The sequence below is a fragment of the Fulvivirga sp. genome (assembly GCF_040218215.1).
Classification (GTDB): Bacteria; Bacteroidota; Bacteroidia; order Cytophagales; family Cyclobacteriaceae; genus Fulvivirga.
Map to the genome: position 1 here is coordinate 26,424 of NZ_JAVJQL010000021.1, position 18,203 is coordinate 44,626.

General features: G+C 38.5%; 14 protein-coding genes. 10 read left to right on the top strand and 4 right to left on the bottom strand.

The annotated features are described in order from the left end of the window. The first annotated feature begins 134 nt into the window (after window positions 1–134). The 4 genes from RIB54_RS15115 to RIB54_RS15130 all read left to right on the top strand — a co-directional run bounded on the left by RIB54_RS15115 (window position 135) and on the right by RIB54_RS15130 (window position 8,432). Window positions 135–2,492 (top strand): ABC transporter permease, encoded by a 2,358-nt coding sequence (locus RIB54_RS15115; RefSeq protein ID WP_350101676.1) that lies wholly within the window; start codon window positions 135–137, stop codon window positions 2,490–2,492. A gap of 21 nt (window positions 2,493–2,513) precedes the next feature. Continuing rightward, window positions 2,514–4,931 carry an ABC transporter permease gene (locus tag RIB54_RS15120; RefSeq protein WP_350101677.1) on the top strand — a complete coding sequence of 806 codons (2,418 nt, stop codon included), beginning with the start codon at window positions 2,514–2,516 and terminating at the stop codon, window positions 4,929–4,931. Window positions 4,932–4,942: 11 nt separating this feature from the next. Next, window positions 4,943–7,273 carry an ABC transporter permease gene (locus tag RIB54_RS15125; RefSeq protein ID WP_350101678.1) on the top strand — a complete coding sequence of 777 codons (2,331 nt, stop codon included), beginning with the start codon at window positions 4,943–4,945 and terminating at the stop codon, window positions 7,271–7,273. Between the two features lie 169 nt (window positions 7,274–7,442). Next, window positions 7,443–8,432, top strand: coding sequence for a DUF4421 family protein (locus RIB54_RS15130; protein ID WP_350101679.1), 990 nt, complete (start codon window positions 7,443–7,445; stop codon window positions 8,430–8,432). 106 nt (window positions 8,433–8,538) lie between these two features. Here RIB54_RS15130 and RIB54_RS15135 read toward each other — a convergent pair whose 3' ends face one another. The 4 genes from RIB54_RS15135 to RIB54_RS15150 form a co-directional block, all read right to left on the bottom strand. Then, window positions 8,539–9,078 (bottom strand): hypothetical protein, encoded by a 540-nt coding sequence (locus tag RIB54_RS15135; RefSeq protein ID WP_350101680.1) that lies wholly within the window; start codon window positions 9,076–9,078, stop codon window positions 8,539–8,541. Between the two features lie 258 nt (window positions 9,079–9,336). Next, window positions 9,337–9,549 (bottom strand): hypothetical protein, encoded by a 213-nt coding sequence (locus tag RIB54_RS15140; protein WP_350101681.1) that lies wholly within the window; start codon window positions 9,547–9,549, stop codon window positions 9,337–9,339. Continuing rightward, window positions 9,534–9,902, bottom strand: coding sequence for a hypothetical protein (locus RIB54_RS15145; protein ID WP_350101682.1), 369 nt, complete (start codon window positions 9,900–9,902; stop codon window positions 9,534–9,536). The genes RIB54_RS15140 and RIB54_RS15145 overlap by 16 nt, the downstream gene beginning before the upstream one ends. 100 nt (window positions 9,903–10,002) lie before the next feature. Beyond that, window positions 10,003–11,244, bottom strand: a complete 1,242-nt coding sequence (locus RIB54_RS15150) for a serine hydrolase domain-containing protein (protein ID WP_350101683.1) — start codon at window positions 11,242–11,244, stop codon at window positions 10,003–10,005. Window positions 11,245–11,513: 269 nt separating this feature from the next. Here RIB54_RS15150 and RIB54_RS15155 point away from each other — a divergent pair, with 269 nt between their 5' ends. The 6 genes from RIB54_RS15155 to RIB54_RS15180 all read left to right on the top strand — a co-directional run bounded on the left by RIB54_RS15155 (window position 11,514) and on the right by RIB54_RS15180 (window position 18,164). Beyond that, window positions 11,514–12,203, top strand: coding sequence for an ABC transporter ATP-binding protein (locus RIB54_RS15155; protein WP_350068125.1), 690 nt, complete (start codon window positions 11,514–11,516; stop codon window positions 12,201–12,203). An 18-nt stretch (window positions 12,204–12,221) separates the two neighbouring features. After that, complete coding sequence (locus RIB54_RS15160; protein ID WP_350101684.1) at window positions 12,222–13,577, top strand: TolC family protein; 1,356 nt, start codon at window positions 12,222–12,224, stop codon at window positions 13,575–13,577. 26 nt (window positions 13,578–13,603) lie between these two features. Next, window positions 13,604–13,993 carry a DoxX family membrane protein gene (locus RIB54_RS15165; protein WP_350068129.1) on the top strand — a complete coding sequence of 130 codons (390 nt, stop codon included), beginning with the start codon at window positions 13,604–13,606 and terminating at the stop codon, window positions 13,991–13,993. Window positions 13,994–14,053: 60 nt separating this feature from the next. Further along, complete coding sequence (locus tag RIB54_RS15170; RefSeq protein ID WP_350068131.1) at window positions 14,054–14,353, top strand: phosphoribosylpyrophosphate synthetase; 300 nt, start codon at window positions 14,054–14,056, stop codon at window positions 14,351–14,353. Between the two features lie 221 nt (window positions 14,354–14,574). Continuing rightward, window positions 14,575–16,662, top strand: a complete 2,088-nt coding sequence (gene rpsA / locus RIB54_RS15175; protein ID WP_350101685.1) for a 30S ribosomal protein S1 — start codon at window positions 14,575–14,577, stop codon at window positions 16,660–16,662. A gap of 131 nt (window positions 16,663–16,793) precedes the next feature. Beyond that, a complete protein-coding gene (locus RIB54_RS15180) occupies window positions 16,794–18,164 on the top strand; it encodes a cystathionine beta-synthase (protein ID WP_350068135.1) in 1,371 nt (456 codons plus the stop codon). The last annotated feature ends 39 nt before the right edge of the window (window positions 18,165–18,203 follow it).

Sequence of the window (18,203 nt, forward strand, 5' to 3'; positions counted from 1 at the left end):
ACACAAGACTTACAACTAACGACTAAGAACTAAGAACTAACGACTAGGGACTTATGACTAGGGACTTATGACTAAAGACTTACGACTAAAGACTTACGACTAAAGACTTACAACTAATTACTAACTAATAACACATGCTTCGAAATTTCATAACCATAGCGCTCCGACAGTTCAGAAGAAACCTGAGCTACAGTATTATCAATATTCTTGGTTTGTCTTTAGGTCTTGCTGGCAGTTTTGTGATTGGCAGTTGGGTATGGCAGGAGCTGAATTTTGACAGACACTATCAGGATAGCGATCGAATTTATAGGGTTTCTGTCTCTTTTTACAATTCAGGAGCGTTTGCTCGCGGCCCTGAAATATTTAATAACATTTTAGAAGACAGAGTGCCTGAAGTGGAAATAGCAACTCGGGTGCAAAAAGAAAGAACAACTAATCTATATATTAATGACCAGGCATTTGAGGTGGGACCATTAAAAGTGGATTCTAGTTATTTCAAGGTGTTCAATCATCAGTTTGTTTCTGGCAATGCAGACCATGGGTTGTTAGAACCAAATAGTATGATCATTTCAACCAAACTGGCTTTCGATCTTTTTGGTAGTCATGATGTACTTGGAAAACTGATTGAGGTTGGAGAAGATAAAACACCTTATAAAATATCGGGTGTAGTGCATAAAAGTGAGAATCCGACACATCTTGAAACTGATTTATGGATGCCAATTCAACTTAAAGGATCTGAAAACTGGACGTCTGCCAGTTATTTTAATTATGTGAAATTAATACCTACAGCATCAATAAATGATTTGCAAATCAGGCTCGAGAATTTGAGAAAAGAGCTGGTTTATCCAACTTTTGAGTCCGGTATGTCTTATGATAGTTGGGTGGACAGTGGCAACTATGCCTTTTATACAAAGGCCTTGTCAGATATTCATCTGGATCCATCCATGAAGTTTGATCTGCAAGCAGGTGGCAATCGTGCCAATGTCTACGTTTTTCTAATGGTCACCATCTTTCTTCTTGTCATAGCGGTGATCAATTTCGTAAACCTATCGACAGCGCAATCAGCTAAAAGAGCTAAAGAAGTTGGGGTCAGGAAGGCGATGGGTACTTCTAGAAAGATACTCATTTTCCAATACCTAACGGAATCAGTTTTGGTCAGCCTTACGGCACTCATTATTGGTATTGGAATATCTGAGATCTTTCTAATCCTCTTCCAATCCTTTACTAATGAGCAGTTGATCAATGGACTCTTTTCTAATTGGCATTATGGACTGGCCTATTTTGGATTTGGATTGGTAGTGGGTATACTGGCTGGCGTATACCCTGCTTTCTACTTGAGTAGCTTTAAACCAGTGGATATTTTAAAATCGAAATTTTCCAACTCAGGCAAAAGTGGTTTTAGAAATTTTCTTGTTGTATTTCAATTTACTGTTTCTATCGCATTAATTATTTGCTCTTTGACTGTTTATCAACAGCTTGAGCATTTAAGAGTTGCTGATTTAGGCTTTGATCGTGAGAACGTTTTGGTTATAAATAATGCGGATCTGTTGGACGGGAAAAAGGAAGCTTTTAAGCAGAAAATGCGTCAGCACAATGCAGTTAGAACGGCAAGTTTTAATAAACGAACTCCTGCAGGACCTTCTATGTGGGTTTATACCTTTCAATCCAAAGAAATGGAGCAAGGCATTGGGCTTCAAACTTTCATTGGAGACGATCAATATTTAGAGACCTTAGGTTTTAGACTCGTTGAAGGTCGTAATTTCTCTAATGAAATAGCCTCTGATTCTACTGCGGTAATTCTTACAGAATCAGCCGTAAAAGAGTTGATGTTAGGCCCAAATCCTATCGGAGCAAAACTAAATAGGGGCTCTGAAGTAATTGGTGTTGTGTCAGATTTCAGTTTTAAAGGTTTTAATGACAAGCCAGAGCCAGTTGCCATTATTTACGATCCTGATGGTTACAGATTATCTATCAGACTACAGGGTAACCAGGAGGCTGATTTTATTGAATACCTGAATTCAGAATGGCAAGCTTTATCATTGAAAGATCCAGTGAGCTATGCATTTATCGATGATAATTTTGAGCAGCTGATGGAGAAAGAAAAAACATTGGGTAAAACAGTAGCCTTTTTTACTTCCATAGCTATTTTTATCTCTTGCCTAGGACTTTTCGGTTTGGCTGCCTTTACAACAGAACAGCGCCAAAAGGAGATTGGAATAAGGAAAGTGCTAGGGGCCTCTGTTGGTACTGTCGTGCTATTACTCAACAAAGGCTTTACAAAATTGGTAGCTATATCTGTGATCATTTCAGCACCGCTGGCGTGGTACTTAATGAACCTATGGCTTCAGAATTTCCAATATAAAACAGACATCAATATTCTAATTTTCATCCTATCAGGATTCGCAGCTATGTTTATTGCCTGGATTACGGTTAGCTATCTGTCCATTGTGGCTGCAGCTGCCAACCCTGTAGATTCTTTAAGAAACGAATAGATAAACTTAAAATAACAACTCATGCTAAGAAATATCTTCAAAATATCACTCCGAATTTTCATCAAAGAAAGGTTCTATTCATTTATAAATGTATTAGGACTGGCGCTTGGTGTGGCTTCCTGTTTAATAATAGCTCAGTACACAACAAATGAGTTGACTTATGATAAGCATCATCCGGAAGTGGAGCAAACTTATAGAGTCAATCAGACTAATTTCTGGTCTCCGGAAGGAGGAATTATGGGGTCTACTGTTTTGCCATTAGCAGAGGCACTGAAAACTGAGTTTCCGCAGATTAAAGCTACCTGTAGAATTAATACGCCTTATTCTAAAGTAATAAGTGCGGGAGGTAGCAGCGAAGCATTTTTAGAAGAAAACATACTGGGAGCGGACAGCACATTTTTTGATTTTTTCGGATTTAAACTTCAGGAAGGAAACCCAGAAACAGCTTTGGATGACATAAATACAGTAGTTATCACCTCAGAAATGGCTGAAAAGTATTTTGGACAAGAGTCTGCACTTGGGCAAACCATTCTTTACGGGGATGATAAAAAAACATTAGAAGTTACTGGTGTATTAGCTCCGAATCAGCACAATGCACATTTTGACTTTGATTTTCTTATTTCAATTTATACCAATCAGGATTGCAAAAGATTTGAGTGGAGCTGGATATGGACACAGGTGGTTACTTATGTTAAAATAGAAGGTGACATTCAGCCCATACAAGGAAAACTTAATGAGATAGCTGATAAATATGCTTTGTCAGCATTTAGAAGATTGGGTATTGAATTTGATGAGTTTGAGAAGGAAAAAGGTGAACTGACTTTCTACCTACAACCTATTACTGATATTCACCTGAATAGTGGAAGTGTTGAGAACCGTATCGGTACTGATGGCAACATCGTTTACATCCAGATTTTTGGAATTGTAGGCATTGTCATCCTTTTGTTGGCATGCATCAATTTTGTTAATCTATCTACTGCCCGTGCTGGTCATCGAGCCAAGGAAATTGGCTTGAAAAAAGTGCTTGGGTCTAGTAAAAAACAGCTTGTTGGTCAACTGCTATTTGAAAGTTTACTTATTAGTGTCATAGCTACAGGTGTTGGACTAGGACTGACGGAGCTGTTTAAAATCGGGATGTTAAATGTTCTTGGAATAGAGATCATTAGCGTTTTTAGCGCCCAGACTTATTTATTAATCATAGTCCTATTCCCAATCATTGTAGGGTTTGTGGCCGGTGCCTATCCGGCATTGTACCTTACCCAATTCAAGCCGGTAGCTGTTATGAAAGGTCAGTTTACCTCTGGTAAGGGTAGCGTGCGATTTAGAAATGGGCTTGTGGTCTTCCAGTTTTCTATTGCCATTTGTTTAATGATTTGCACTGCCATTATTTATCAGCAATTGAATTACTTCCAAAATGGGAATATGGGTTTTAGAAGAGATAACATGATTGTTATTAATGAAGTAGATCAATTGGATGAGCAGACAGAAAGTTTTTTAAACCAGGTTGAGCAGCTCTCAGGTGTTAATGATGTAATAGTTTCCAGTGTGGTGCCTGGTTTTGGCAACCCTGAAGATTTAATGTTTATCAAAGGCAATCCGGACCGAAAAGTGTCATTAGGTACTATTAAGGTTAATGAATCATACATTCCGGGTCTCGGAATGGAGCTGGTTGCTGGTAGAAACTTTGATGAGACGCAGGACGAAACTCACAATATTGTGCTCAATGAAATGACTGCCGAATCTTTTGGGTGGACACCCGAGGAGGCCATTGGTAAGACGCTTGTGTACTATGAACCGGAATTTAAAGTGATAGGGGTAGTGAAAAATTTCCATACACTGCCATTGTATTATGGAATAGCACCATTAGCACTTTTTGACTTTAAAGCGCCCATTTTTAATACCTCTCAGAATGTGCTGGTTTCAGTAAATGGAACAAACACAATGAATATCATAGAAGACCTTGAAAAGTCTTGGAATGGTATTGCCAGTTCTGTTCCTTTTAATTATAATTTCTTGGATCAACAGCTGGCTGATGTGTACAAAAGTGAAGATCAGTTGAGTAAGCTGTTTGTTGTATTTACCTCATTGGCCATGATCATTGCGGGTATAGGGTTATTCGGGCTTTCTGCATTTGTGGCAACAAGGCGCAATAAAGAAATGGGGATAAGGAAAGTGCTTGGGGCTTCAGCAGGGCAGTTGGTAATGATGATCAATACAAAATTTTCAGCATTGATATTTGTTTCATGTATGGTTGCAGCTCCATTAGCATGGTGGCTGATGCAACAATGGCTGGCAAACTTCATTTATCATGTAGATATTGAAGTGTATATAATGGTCATATGTATAACCACCGTCTTGGTTTTCACATGGTTAACGGCCGGATACCATTCGCTAAAAGCAGCACTTACTAACCCTGTTGATGTATTAAAGGATGAATAATAGATTTAACCATGTTTAAAAGAAACCTGAAACTGGCTTACAGGATTTTGATAAAAAATCCGCTAAATTCATTCATCACCATTATTGGTCTTTCTGTAGGTATTGGCTGCTTTTTGGTGCTTTCCCTATTTGTTTGGGATGAACATCAGACCGACAGGTTTCATGCTAAATATGATAATATCTATTGTGTGAACATGAACTACTTGGTAGATGGTAAGCCAATGTTTAGCATTCCACCTCCGGCAGGATTTCAAAATGTTTGGGATCAAGTAGTTGGCGTTGAAATAGCCACTCGTGCATTTGCATCGGAACCAGTGGCTGTGGAGGTTGGAGATAAAAAGTTTAATGAAGGTGGGAGCATTTATATTGATCCCGAATGGCAGCAGATATTTGATTTCGATTATGCCAATAACAATTTCGGGTTTGTTACAGACCCTTCCAAAATTGCCATTTCTGAGCAGATGGCTGAAAAGTATTTTAAAGGCACCGATCCAATTGGCAAGACGCTAATACTTCAGGGTGAGCCTTTTACAGTTGAAAATATAGTATTAGCACCACCTTCCAATTCAAGTATTGATATCAATTTTCTTATCTCTTTTAAGAAGCGTACTCAGGAAGGGGTGGACATCAACTCTTTTAAAGAAGGTCACACGCCTTATTTCATAGTTTCAAATGCTGATGCAACTGTGCTTAAAGAAAGAATTCAGGGCCTGTTTGATGAAAAGTTAGAGCCCGGTGTTGTTGAGGCGGAGCTCATACCTTTAAATGAATTTTATTTTGGTGACTATTCAAGATTCAGACTTCAAAAAAGCACAATTAGAGGCAAACAGTTATTTATAAAAGTATTCAGTGTTATCGGTTTACTGATTTTAGTTATCGCTGTTATCAACTACATAAATTTGATCACCGCAAGGGCTACAGAACGCGCTAAGGAAGTTGGTGTTAAAAAAACCATTGGTGCATTGCGAAGTAACCTGATCAGTCAGTTTTTGATGGAATCAGTTTTGATAACCAGCATTGCAGCTTTACTGGCTTTTGGTTTCTGTGAGTTAATGGTTAACTACTTTAATGCCTTGATAGTTAAGCCTATGGATAGTTCGGTTTTGCTATCAGGAACTTTCATTTCCGGCTATGTTATAACAGTACTTGTACTGGCTATTGTGGCTGGCATTTATCCAGCCTTTGTATTGTCGAAGTTCAGACCAATAAAAGCGATTAGCAATAGCACGAGTACTGGAAAGGGCGGCAGCAGCTGGTTGAGAAATACGCTGATCACTCTACAGTTCTGTATAACAACGGTTTTGATATTCGGATGTGTAGTGATAATAGGCCAAACTGGATATCTGGTTGATTTTGATCTTGGATTTGATAGCGATAAAATCATTTCTATCAAGTCGAGTGAATACAGCAAATCACATATCGATTTAATTAAATCAGAGCTTAAAGGTGTAAGTGGGGTAGAACAGGTTTCGGTTGGCAACCTTCCCGGAATAGGGTGGATGTTCAGTCAGAAATTTGGTGAAGAAAGTGTAAACGTGGCTTTAAACTATGTTGATGAAGATTTTAGCGAGATGGCAGGTTTGAATGTAATAGAGGGTAGAGATTTCACTCAGGAAGACAAAGGCAAACAAAACGTGATCATTAATAAAACTTTACGAGACCTATATTTTGGAGATGGGCCAACAGTGTTTGGGCAGCTGCCTGATAAAGATAATTTTCTTATAGGCGTTGTGGATGACTTTTACTTCAGTTCGGCAAAAAGCAAGATTATGCCATTAGAACTTATGATGCATAAAAATGAGTTTGCCAACATTCTGATAAGGGTTAACGAGTCGTCCAATGCCAGGGAAGTAGTTCGTGCTATTCAGAAGACTATCACTGATGCAGACCCAGATAATGTTTTTGAATACCACTTTCTTGATGAGCAGTTTGATAATCAATTCAAATCTGAGATGACATTCTTGAGTCTGGTCAAGTTCTTTACAGCCATCAGTGTTTTTATCGGGGTCATTGGCCTGTTTGGGTTAGCGCAGTTCTCATTCTTGAAAAAGGTGAGTGAGTTCGGAATAAGAAAGGTATTAGGGGCTTCCTCTTCAAACATCATCCAAATTCTGCTGAGAGGATTTCTAAAGCCAATTATTGTGGCTTCAGTCTTCGGCCTTCCCATAGGCTATTACATTATGAACGACTGGCTGCAGGCCTATTCCAACCAAATTGACCTAAGCTGGTCGATATATGGTGTCACATTATTGTGTATAGTCAGCGTGGCTTTAGTCACCGTATTGTACCAAATGGTGCAGGCCATAAGGCTTAAGCCTGTGGATACTTTGAAGGGGGAGTAGTACCATAATTCATCTAATGACTATGTGCGTGATGAAAGACAGTCATCCGATGGATAAAAAGTTTTCGAGAGATTTTATCGTGTGTTTCTTATCGCTCTGTTGTTCTTAACACTCACGTTGCAAACAATCACAAGTCGGCCTATCTTCACCGAAGACTTTAATTTATGCTGTGCATCTGAGATCTCTTTATTGTTTTTGGTTATTGTTGGTTTCCTTTACAGTTTCAAAAGTCGAGGCTCAGAGCATTGTTAGTCAGCTTAGTCCAAAGGTAGATACTGCCTATGTCGACCTATCATACGACAGCTGGTCTGTTCGGGTAATCGGTATTTATAAATATCAAAATCCTGTGATAAGGAATGGTGCAGGAAACAAGGTGCGGTTTGTTCCTAAGAACCCAACTTCCATTGGTCTAGGCTTAGCGTACAAATTTTTAGCGATTGATATTGGTGTGCGGTTACTTTTGATCCGGGAAGATGTTACTTCCCGTTTTGATTTACAAGGAGAGGCCTCATTCGGAAATCACTTGGTAGATTTGACAGTGCAGCGGTACAAAGGTTTCGATCAGGAAGGTGCTATGCGTTCAATATTCAGAAATGACATCCGTTCCACTGTAGTAGGAGCAAACTATCTCTATAATTTCAATTCTAAAAAACTGTCAATACGCTCAGTATTTACAGGAAATAGACGCCAAAAGAAAAGTGCCGGCTCGTTTACAGTAGGAGGCTTCATTTCTGTTCAGGATATTGCTGCGGACTCCAGTATAGTAGCAGGGGAAGAGGGGTTTGATGAGAGGGCTCAGTTGCAAAACTCAAGGTTTAATATAATCGGTATTCAAGGCGGTTATAATTACATGCTGGTTTTGCCTTACAGGTTTTATGTTTTTGGTGGCTTAACTCCAGGTATGGGCCTGCTTAATGGAGAAGTGACGGCCACAGATCATTATGATATCAATTCCCGCTTGGTGACCAAACTTAATATTCGTGCGGCAGTCGGGCACAATGGTCAGCGTTTTTATTCAGGCATTGTTTATGGTTCAGATATTTTTTTCATGAATATTTCTGCCGATAATAAATTCAATTATAATATCGGAAAGCTCAAATTGGTGATTGGTTATAAGTTTAACAGAAAATTAAAATTTTTAGATGAGGTGTTGGAGTAGCGGTGAAATAATGCTCCTTAAAACGTGCGAGCATGCCGCACCGAAGCATTTAAAGACTTAGCACTGTGAAGTCCAAATGCGCACTTACGCCATGCTATCACTCTTTTTAAACTTTGCTATTTGATTCAAAAGAATTAACATCAATCTCAAAATCCTTTGGAGCTACTTCTTGAAGTTGCTCCATAATTTGATAGAATTTTGTTTTGTTAATCCTAATGCGCTTAATACTCAAGTTAGGATAAATGAATTCAACTCTGTAAGGTCTAAAGGCAATAAACTTAGTAATGAATGTGATTCGTTTTAGTTTTTCAAATCTGATAACTTCTCGTTTACCTTCAGATTCAATAGCCGCAAAATTTTTATATATTTTAAGAATACCTCTTTTATTCCTTCTGATGTCAAAGAAGAAGAAACTGAGTAAACCTAATAGCATCCCAATTCCAAAAAGCTTAAAAAGCCATCTCGGTAAAAAGTCTAAATAGTAGGGGATTGAGAATTCAAAAGGCATATATCGAGCAGGAATGTCCACAATGTACCAAATTCCAAAAATCACAAATGCCCCAAAGAACAAGACCATAGAAACCTTACGACTTAGTTTGCTAGTCCAGTTCAAAGTGACGTTATGTTCCCAGAGAGGTTCTTCCATGAAATGAATGCTAACACCCCTGTAAGGCGTGTGATTTTACTTTAATTCAGGGCATAAAACTAGCACGATTTGGGTTTAGAACCTAGTCGAGATACAAGCAGCTTAAGACACCCCTTCATTACAAATAGTCCACCAGTTAAGAGATGAAAGTGGATGTGAAATGCGAACCCAAAACGTGCGGGCAAGCCACACCAAAGCATTTAAGGACTTCGCATGTTGAAGTTCAAATGCGCTCTTACTCTATGTTACGAGCTTTTTTTAATCAGTTATTTGTTTTCTGTTAACGTTGTAGTTGTCAAAATCAGGATGATGCCAGAATTTCTCAAGTCCCCATTCGTTGACGAGTTTCATCTCAGTCGAATAGATTGGATAGAGTCCTGCAATGTTGATCTTATAGTCTAATCCAATGTCAATGTTTAGGTAGAACTCTTTGTCAAGGATTGAAGGTGCAAAAACTAGAAAGGCGTCCATCTCTGATTCATCGGAAATAGGTTTACCAAAATTGATAGTGTTGCTGTAAGAAAAAGGGCAATCTCCACGAAGTTGTTCGCAATAAATCCAGCTGCCTGTGCCCATGACTTGTCAGTTGACTCAACTGAAATAAGAAGTTCAGGTCGTCCCATTTTCCAGTCCGGATGTTCAACTAGCGAAAGTCCATAGGTTAAGCCCGTTATCATTCCAGATTCAGGCAGTTCGGAGTATACAATACTGGTTACACCAGATTGTTCGTTTTTCTTGTCACCTCCGAAGAATTCTGGTTCAGTTTGGAAAATGTTATCCAAATGCGACAGGTATTTTTCAATAGGTGTTGTTGGCTTGTTCATGGTTTAGTAGATCGAAAAGGGATTGCTGGTAACAACCGAATATCAACAATAATTGATATTTGCATTGTATCTTTTTCACTAATTGAACAAGTTCTTACTATTACTGAACAACCTCGGGTCCTTTCCAGTTCATTATCCTGTCCTGGTACTTATTGTAAAGCTTAAAGAAGGCGATGGTCATTTTTGGGCTGAAATTACCAGGGGCGTTGGTCAGTACACAAATAGCAATATCCTTTGATTGGTTAAGTGCTATATCGCTTTTATAACCATTGGCATACCCACCATGGTATATCAGTGTGTCGGTAGGGTAGTTGACCACACGCCAGCCAAGTCCGTAATAGCCGAGTCTGGGGCGGGCAAAGCTGCTGAAATAGCTACTGCGCACATGGGTCGGTATTATAGGGCTAAAGACACTGTCCAGCACTATTTGAGGAATCACACTCTCCATATGCCCGGTAATGGCTTGCATCCACTTGGTCATATCAGTTATGCTGGCGTTAATGCCACCAGCAGAGGCTACATTATAGTAGGCACTTGATATAGGTATCGTGCGAAAAGATTTCCCTCTGGGGAGATGCGGCAGCGCCTTATTATCATCCATTAGCATAGTCCCCAGGCTAATAGATGCTCGCTGCATTTCAAGTGGTTCAAAAATCCTGTTTTGCATTAAATCCTTAAAGCTCGATTGCGTTATGCGCTCCAAAACTGGTTCAACCATCGAAAAGGCCACATTCTGATAGCTGTGTATATCTCCGGGGTCTCGCGATAGACTCACATTATTCAGTTCCTTAATCAGCGAGTCTCTATGGAAACCTTCTTCCACCAGGTTGCTATATGCCTGATAAGGGTAGCCGCTGGTATGGGATAATATGTGGACAATGCTTATTGAATCAGTCCATTCAGAAGGGGTAGTTTTAAAATTGGTCAGGTAGTTACTAATGGGGTCGAACCAGCTCAGGCATTGCTCTTCTTTGATAATGCCCATCAGTATGGATGAAAATCCTTTAGATACTGAAGCCAACCTGAAGGTAGTCTCCAGATTGATGCTGTCATTGGTATCAATGGCCTTTACCCCTAAAGGCTTGATATATTCTACTTGCCCATTGATGACAATGCCAACTGCGGCACCGGGTATATTAGATTTTTCAAATTCATGTTGCAGTTCATCATTATATTCAATCAGCAGGCTATCAATGTAAGGATTGGTTATCTTTTTATTGAGCACGGGTGCCTGTGCTATTGTCATTTCAGGTGATGGAGAAAGGTAATATTGTGATGCAAAACCGAGTATCAGAAAAATACCTAGTCCACTTAAAATGATATTAAATTTTTTGCCCTTCAACTTTCCTTTTTTTACGAAGTTAGCAATTCTCGATATTGTCTTCCAAGGATTTAATTCAGGTAAAAAGCAATTCAATTTACGCTCATATTTAATATTGAAATAGATCATTTCAATATTGATCAAAAACCGTCCGATAACAGACACTTGATTCCAAAAACGGACAAAAAGCAAGTAATTATTGTTTAGATTTATGGTTAATTAAGGTTGTATGCCACATTCATAAGGTTGGCATATTTATTGGCAAGCAGTTAAACTATAAAAGAAAACGCATGATCAAACTCGTTAATGTTGACAAGTACGTTGATTCCAGATTTCAAAGAACATTCATTCTGAAAGGAATTGATCTGGAAGTAAAGCAAGGAGAATTTGTAACTATCATGGGACCCAGTGGTGCAGGAAAATCTTCCATCATGAATATCATAGGTATGTTAGATGAGCCTTCCAAAGGTGAATATTATTTCTTCGATGAACCTGTGCATAAAATGAAGGAGCGTAAGAAATCCGAAATGCACAAGCATCATATAGGCTTTATTTTTCAGGCCTATCACCTTATAGACGAACTTACAGTTTATGAAAACATCGAAACGCCATTGTTATATAAAGGTGTAAAGGGTGCACAACGTAAAAGTATGGTAGCCGAAATATTGGACAGGTTCCAGATGGTGGCCAAAAAGGATCTTTTTCCAGAGCAGTTGTCTGGTGGTCAGCAGCAGTTGGTAGGTGTTGCCAGGGCTATTATAGGACAACCAAAATTATTATTGGCGGATGAACCTACTGGCAATTTGCATTCAGAGCAAGGTGAGGAGATCATGGAGATTTTCAAGAAGCTCAATCAGGAGGGTATGACCATAATTCAGGTTACACATTCAGAAAAGAATGCAGAATATGGCAGCAGAACCATACGGTTGGTAGATGGTGCTGTTGAATCTGATACCAAGAAGGAATCAATAAAAAATTAAAAATTTTAACTCAAAATAATGCTTAGAGTAACCTCTATTTTCTCACTTATTTGTTTGTCTTTTTCTGTTTTTGCTCAGGAAGCAGAAAGGACACTTACTTTTTCTGAAGCAGTCAAGATTGCTTTAGAAAATAACATCAATTTGAAGCAAACTCAAAATAATTTGGAAGCTGATCAATCATCCAAAGTTTCAAGTATAGCTAATATGGCTCCTAATGTAAGTATTAGTGGGAATTTAGGTAGAAGAGATGGTAATTCATTTAATCAGAATGAAGGTCGTGTTATTAACGGACAGTTGGACTTTGTCAGCGGCACGTTAAACGCCAACATGACACTTTATAATGGTTTAAATCAGTTTAATTCTGTTAAGCAAACTGATGCTCAAGTAGATGCAAGAATGCATCAAATTAAAAGGTCTAAGCAAGATGTAATTAGAAATGTGGCAAGCCAGTATTTGTTATGTTTACTGGATGTTGAATTTGTAAAAATTAGCGAGCAAAATCTTGAGGTTCAAAGGAGGCAGTATGATCAAATTACTTCTCAAGTGGAGGAAGGAGCACTTGCAAAGGTTGATCAGGTAAATCAGGACTACCTTGTTAAAAATGCAGAGCTGGCCAAGTTGAGAGCGGAAATTACTCTTAGAAATGACAAAACGGCTTTAGCAACTATTTTGCAGATTGATCCTTCGTCAAACTTTTCAATTCAGGATCCTGATTTTGAGGTGAATGGTTTAGAGTTGGCAAGCTATGAATTAGATGAATTATATTCATTAGCAGCTGAAAACAGAAGTGACTTGTTACAAACTGAGAAACTGGAAATGGTATCTAAATATCAGTTTAAATCAAATCAAGGTAATTATCAACCAACGTTATCAGCATTTTTTCAGTATGGATCCGCTTATAATCAGATTGTTGGAGTTAGAAGAGATAGTTTGTATAGATCTTTTGACCAGCAGTTTAGAAGTGATAACATCCAGAAAACTTATGGACTTTCATTAAGTATTCCGATTTTGAATGGCTTCAATTCAAGAAATCAAACAGTTAGATCCCGCATAGCTTATGAGAATGCTAAACTTGATACTGAAAGTACACGCTTAGTTGTTAAATCTAATGTCATTAATGCGCATAACAGTTACCGTGATGCCTCATTGAATTATGAGGCTAGTAAGGCACAGTTGGAGGCAGCTCAGTTGTCTTTCGAATTGGAGTCCGAAAGGTTTGGGTTGGGTGCCTCTGATTTGGTCACCTATACACAAGCTTCAAGAAATTTTATAAATGCCCAAGCCACTTTTGCCCAGGCTAAATTTACGTTGCTGTTCCAAGATATACTTCTTCAGTATGCTATAGGAACTTTGAAGTTTGAGGATATTCAGTAACTTGTGAGAGGTTTTACCTCTACATCATGACATCGACACAAAAAGTAATATCAATGGCCGCGAGAGTTATCGCGGCCATTATTCTTTTGCAGACGCTCTATTTTAAATTTACAGGCGCAGAAGAAAGTATTTATATTTTTACCACAGTAGGTATGGAGCCCTGGGGCAGAATAGGCTCAGGTATTGCTGAACTAATAGCTTCCATATTAATTCTGGTGCCGCGCACTGCATGGCTGGGTGCTTTAATGTCGCTTGGTGTTATTTCCGGAGCCATTTTCTTTCATCTCACCATTCTTGGTATAGAAGTGCAAGGTGATGGAGGCTATCTTTTCATACTGGCTCTGATTGTTTTTGTTTGTTCAGCTATTGCGTTATGGGTTCATAGGAAAGATATTCCCTACTTGAATTTAAAGTAGAGCAAACACAACAAATCTTATTATTTTGACTTTCTGGGCTACATTTCTTATTTTATAGGTATGTCAAAACACGATTTACATACCGTTGTAGAAGTACTGGATAAACTAAAGAAAGAAGGTTTTAAAGATGATTTTGAATTTAGCAATCATTCTTTAAAGCGTGTAGGGCACAGTAAGCCTTACAAAGTTAGCGAGGTGGAAGTTGTTGACGAGTTTCGTTTTGAAGGAGAAACTAACCCATCAGACTCCTCTATTTTGTATGCTCTAAAAACAGAAGATGGTAACAAAGGCACGCTTATAGACAGCTATGGGCCACAAGCCAATATGGAATTGCAAAATTTTATTAGGGCAGCTTCATAACCTTAAAACTGAATTGATTCATCCGAGGATTTTAAAATATAAGGTTTTCAATTCTTCATATTTAACGCTTTAGTTTATTTTTTTAATAAAAAACACTAAATTTGCGCTCCCGTTTAGGTGAATGGGTCTTTTTGGGTGAAATTCCAGATTGAAAAACAAAAACAAATTTGCTTCTCCATCGCTCTAGGGAAGCATGTAATAGAAGAGCGACATTTTATATCATGGCGAAAGAAAAAGCTAAAGCAGAAGAAGTAAAAGACGAAACTGCTAAAACAACAAAGCCTGCTGCAAAAAAAACAACAGCTAAAAAGACTACAACAAAAAAAGCTGATGCAGTAGAGAAAGAAGAAAAATCAAAAGCTACTAAAACTGCAAAAGAAGAAGCTCCTGTAGCTGAAGCTGAAGTAGAAACTCCAAAAGTAGAAGAAACCAAAGAAGCTCCTGTAGCTGAAGTTCCTAAAGTTGAGAAGAAAGCTCCAATAGAAAAGCCAGCATTTGTTGAGCCAGAAGCTTTTGACTGGGAAGCATTCGAAACCAAAGGTTTTGGTGAAGGATACTCTAAAAAACAGCGCGAAGAAATGGCTACTGTTTATGAGGATACTTTGACTACAATAGAGGAGAAGCAAGTAGTGAAAGCCACAGTTGTTGGTATTAACGCAAGAGACGTAATCTTGAACATCGGTTTCAAATCTGATGGTTTGGTATCTGCTACTGAGTTTAGAGATACTCCAGATCTTAAAGTTGGAGATCAGGTAGAAATATTTATTGAAGAGCAAGAGAATGCTAACGGTCAGTTAGTTCTTTCCAGAAGAAAGGCTAAAATCGTTCAGGCTTGGGATAACATCCAAGGCGCTCTTGACAATGATTCAGTTATTGAAGGTTTTGTTAAAAGAAGAACTAAAGGTGGTCTTATCGTGGATATCTACGGTGTGGAGGCTTTCTTACCTGGTTCTCAAATTGACGTGAAGCCGATCAGGGACTTTGATGTATTCGTTGGTAAGGCAATGGAAGTTAAAGTTGTTAAGATCAACTATACTAACGATAACGTGGTTGTTTCTCACAAAGTATTGATCGAGAAAGACCTTGAAAAACAAAAAGCTGAAATTCTTAACAACCTTGAAAAAGGTCAGGTACTTGAAGGTACTATTAAGAACATGACTAACTTCGGTGTGTTCATCGACCTTGGTGGTGTTGATGGTCTTCTTCACATTACTGATATCTCTTGGGGCAGAATCAATCACCCTGAAGAAGTTCTTAATCTTGACGAAACAGTTAAGATTGTTGTTCTTGATTTTGATGAGGATAAGAAGAGAATTTCATTGGGTATGAAGCAGTTGACTGAGCACCCTTGGGATTCACTGGCTAAGGATCTAGATGTTGGATCTAAAGTAAAGGGTAAAATTGTTAACGTGGCTGACTACGGTGCATTCTTAGAATTGCAACCAGGTGTTGAAGGTCTTATCCACGTTTCTGAAATGTCATGGTCTCAGCACTTGAGAAACCCTCAGGACTTCATCAATATTGGTGATGAGCTGGAAGCGGTTGTATTGACATTAGATAGAGAAGAAAGAAAAATGTCTCTTGGAATCAAGCAGTTAACTGAAGATCCATGGACTAAGCAAAACGTATTGACTAAGTATGCAGTTGGTACAACTCATAAAGGAATTGTAAGAAACCTTACTAACTTCGGTCTGTTCATCGAGCTTGAAGAAGGTATTGATGGTTTAGTACACGTTTCTGACCTTTCTTGGACTAAGAAAATCAAGCATCCTTCAGAGTTTGTTAAAGTTGGAGAAGAGCTTGAAGTAATGGTTCTTGAACTTGATGTTGACAACAGAAGATTGGCATTAAGTCACAAGCATTTAGAAGAAAATCCTTGGGATACTTTCGAAACAGTATTTACTCCAGGATCTGTTCATAAATGTTCTGTACTTGGCATGACTGATAAAGGAGCTACTTTGGAGCTTCCTTACGGAATCGAAGGATTCTGCTCTGCGAGAAACTTAGAGAAAGAAGATGGAACTAAGGCTGCTGCTGGTGAGACATTGGAATTCAAAGTGTTGGAATTCTCTAAAGATGATAAGAGAATTGCATTATCGCATAAAGCAATGTACTCTTCTGAAGAGCAACCTGCACCAGCACCTGCCAAGAAGAAAGCTAAAGCTGCTGCCCCTAAAGCAAAAGAAGCTGAAAAATCTACTTTAGGTGATCTTGAAGCACTTAGCGCATTGAAAGACAAAATGGAAGGTGATGCTAAGAAGCCAGCTAAAAAAGCGGCTGCTAAAAAAGCAGATAAATCAGAGGAATAATAAATATTATCTGATTGTAAAAATGAAGGGATAGCGACAGCTATCCCTTTTTTTATGACATTATTAATCTTACTCCTGTTATAAGCAGGGCATTATCCTTAATTTTGCAAAAAAAACACCTACCAAAAGTTATGTACTACAATTCAATAATCGAAGCCATAGGTAATACACCTTTAGTTAAGCTTAATAGCGTAGCCAAAGGGATCAAAGGCACTGTGCTCGCCAAAGTTGAATATTTCAACCCTGGTAATTCTATGAAAGATAGAATGGCACTTAAAATGATTGAAAATGCTGAAAGGGATGGCCTTCTAAAGCCAGGCGGAACCATTATTGAAGGTACATCTGGTAACACAGGTATGGGGCTTGCTCTCGTAGCTATTGCCAAAGGTTACAAATGTATTTTTACATTATCAGACAAGCAGTCGCAGGAGAAAATGGATATCCTTAGAGCAATGGGTGCTGAGGTTTATGTATGTCCTACCAATGTAACTCCTGATGATCCCAGGTCATACTATTCAGTAGCTAAGAAATTGAATAAAGAGATTCCTAACTCTTTTTATCCAAACCAGTATGATAACACAGGTAATGCCGAAGCTCATTATGAGTCAACGGGTCCTGAAATCTGGGATCAGACGGAAGGTAAAATAACCATATTGGCCGCGGGTGTTGGTACAGGAGGTTCTATGTGTGGAACGGCTAAATACCTTAAAGAACAAAACGCTGGTATCAAATCAGTGGGTATTGATACTTATGGCTCGGTATTTCAGAAATATAAGGAAACGGGTGAGTTTGATGAGAATGAAATTTACCCTTATATGACTGAGGGTATTGGCGAAGATATTCTTCCTAAAAATGTTGATTTCAGCCTCATCGATACTTTTGTGAAGGTGACAGATAAGGATGGTGCAGTGATGACAAGAAGGCTCGCACGTGAAGAGGGAATGTTCGTTGGCTGGTCATGTGGTTCTGCTGTTTTTGGAGCACTTGAGTGGGCTAAAGAAAATATGACGGAAGATGACACAATGGTGATTATCCTACCTGACCATGGAACCAGGTATCTCGCCAAGCTTTACAATGATAACTGGATGAAAGATCATGGTTTTATTGAGGCAAGAGAGTTTGAAACCGCTCAGGATATTGTTAACAGAAGAAATGGATCAGATAAACTTTTTGTCGTAGATCATGCTACTAAAGTAGGAGAAGCAATCAAGATGCTAACCAAAGAAGGTATTGATCAGATTCCTGTGGTTAAAGAGAATAATTTTGTTGGTAGCGTAAGTACTTCAAGACTTCTTGAGCAATTAATGGATGATCCGGATTTGAAGTCTAAGAATGTTGAAGAGATAATGGATTCTCCAATGCCATTTGTTGCCATGGACAATACTTTGGATGTGTTATCTTCTTTAATCAATAAGAATAATCGAGCCCTGTTAGTTAGGGATGCTGCCCATCAGGTGCACATTATTACACATCATGACATACTACAGGCAATGAGTAATTAAAAATAATAGAAGGGGCTTTCAGCTCCTTTTTATTTTTGT

Excerpts from the sequence above, each read along its gene's own strand:
- RIB54_RS15160 (WP_350101684.1), top strand. The coding sequence starts at position 12,222 with ATGCTTAGAGTAACCTCTATTTTCTCACTTATTTGTTTGTCTTTTTCT.
- RIB54_RS15140 (WP_350101681.1), bottom strand. The coding sequence starts at position 9,549 with ATGGACGCCTTTCTAGTTTTTGCACCTTCAATCCTTGACAAAGAGTTC.
- RIB54_RS15145 (WP_350101682.1), bottom strand. The coding sequence starts at position 9,902 with ATGAACAAGCCAACAACACCTATTGAAAAATACCTGTCGCATTTGGAT.
- RIB54_RS15155 (WP_350068125.1), top strand. The coding sequence starts at position 11,514 with ATGATCAAACTCGTTAATGTTGACAAGTACGTTGATTCCAGATTTCAA.
- RIB54_RS15120 (WP_350101677.1), top strand. The coding sequence starts at position 2,514 with ATGCTAAGAAATATCTTCAAAATATCACTCCGAATTTTCATCAAAGAA.
- rpsA (WP_350101685.1), top strand. The coding sequence starts at position 14,575 with ATGGCGAAAGAAAAAGCTAAAGCAGAAGAAGTAAAAGACGAAACTGCT.
- RIB54_RS15170 (WP_350068131.1), top strand. The coding sequence starts at position 14,054 with ATGTCAAAACACGATTTACATACCGTTGTAGAAGTACTGGATAAACTA.
- RIB54_RS15135 (WP_350101680.1), bottom strand. The coding sequence starts at position 9,078 with ATGGAAGAACCTCTCTGGGAACATAACGTCACTTTGAACTGGACTAGC.
- RIB54_RS15125 (WP_350101678.1), top strand. The coding sequence starts at position 4,943 with ATGTTTAAAAGAAACCTGAAACTGGCTTACAGGATTTTGATAAAAAAT.
- RIB54_RS15115 (WP_350101676.1), top strand. The coding sequence starts at position 135 with ATGCTTCGAAATTTCATAACCATAGCGCTCCGACAGTTCAGAAGAAAC.
- RIB54_RS15165 (WP_350068129.1), top strand. The coding sequence starts at position 13,604 with ATGACATCGACACAAAAAGTAATATCAATGGCCGCGAGAGTTATCGCG.
- RIB54_RS15180 (WP_350068135.1), top strand. The coding sequence starts at position 16,794 with ATGTACTACAATTCAATAATCGAAGCCATAGGTAATACACCTTTAGTT.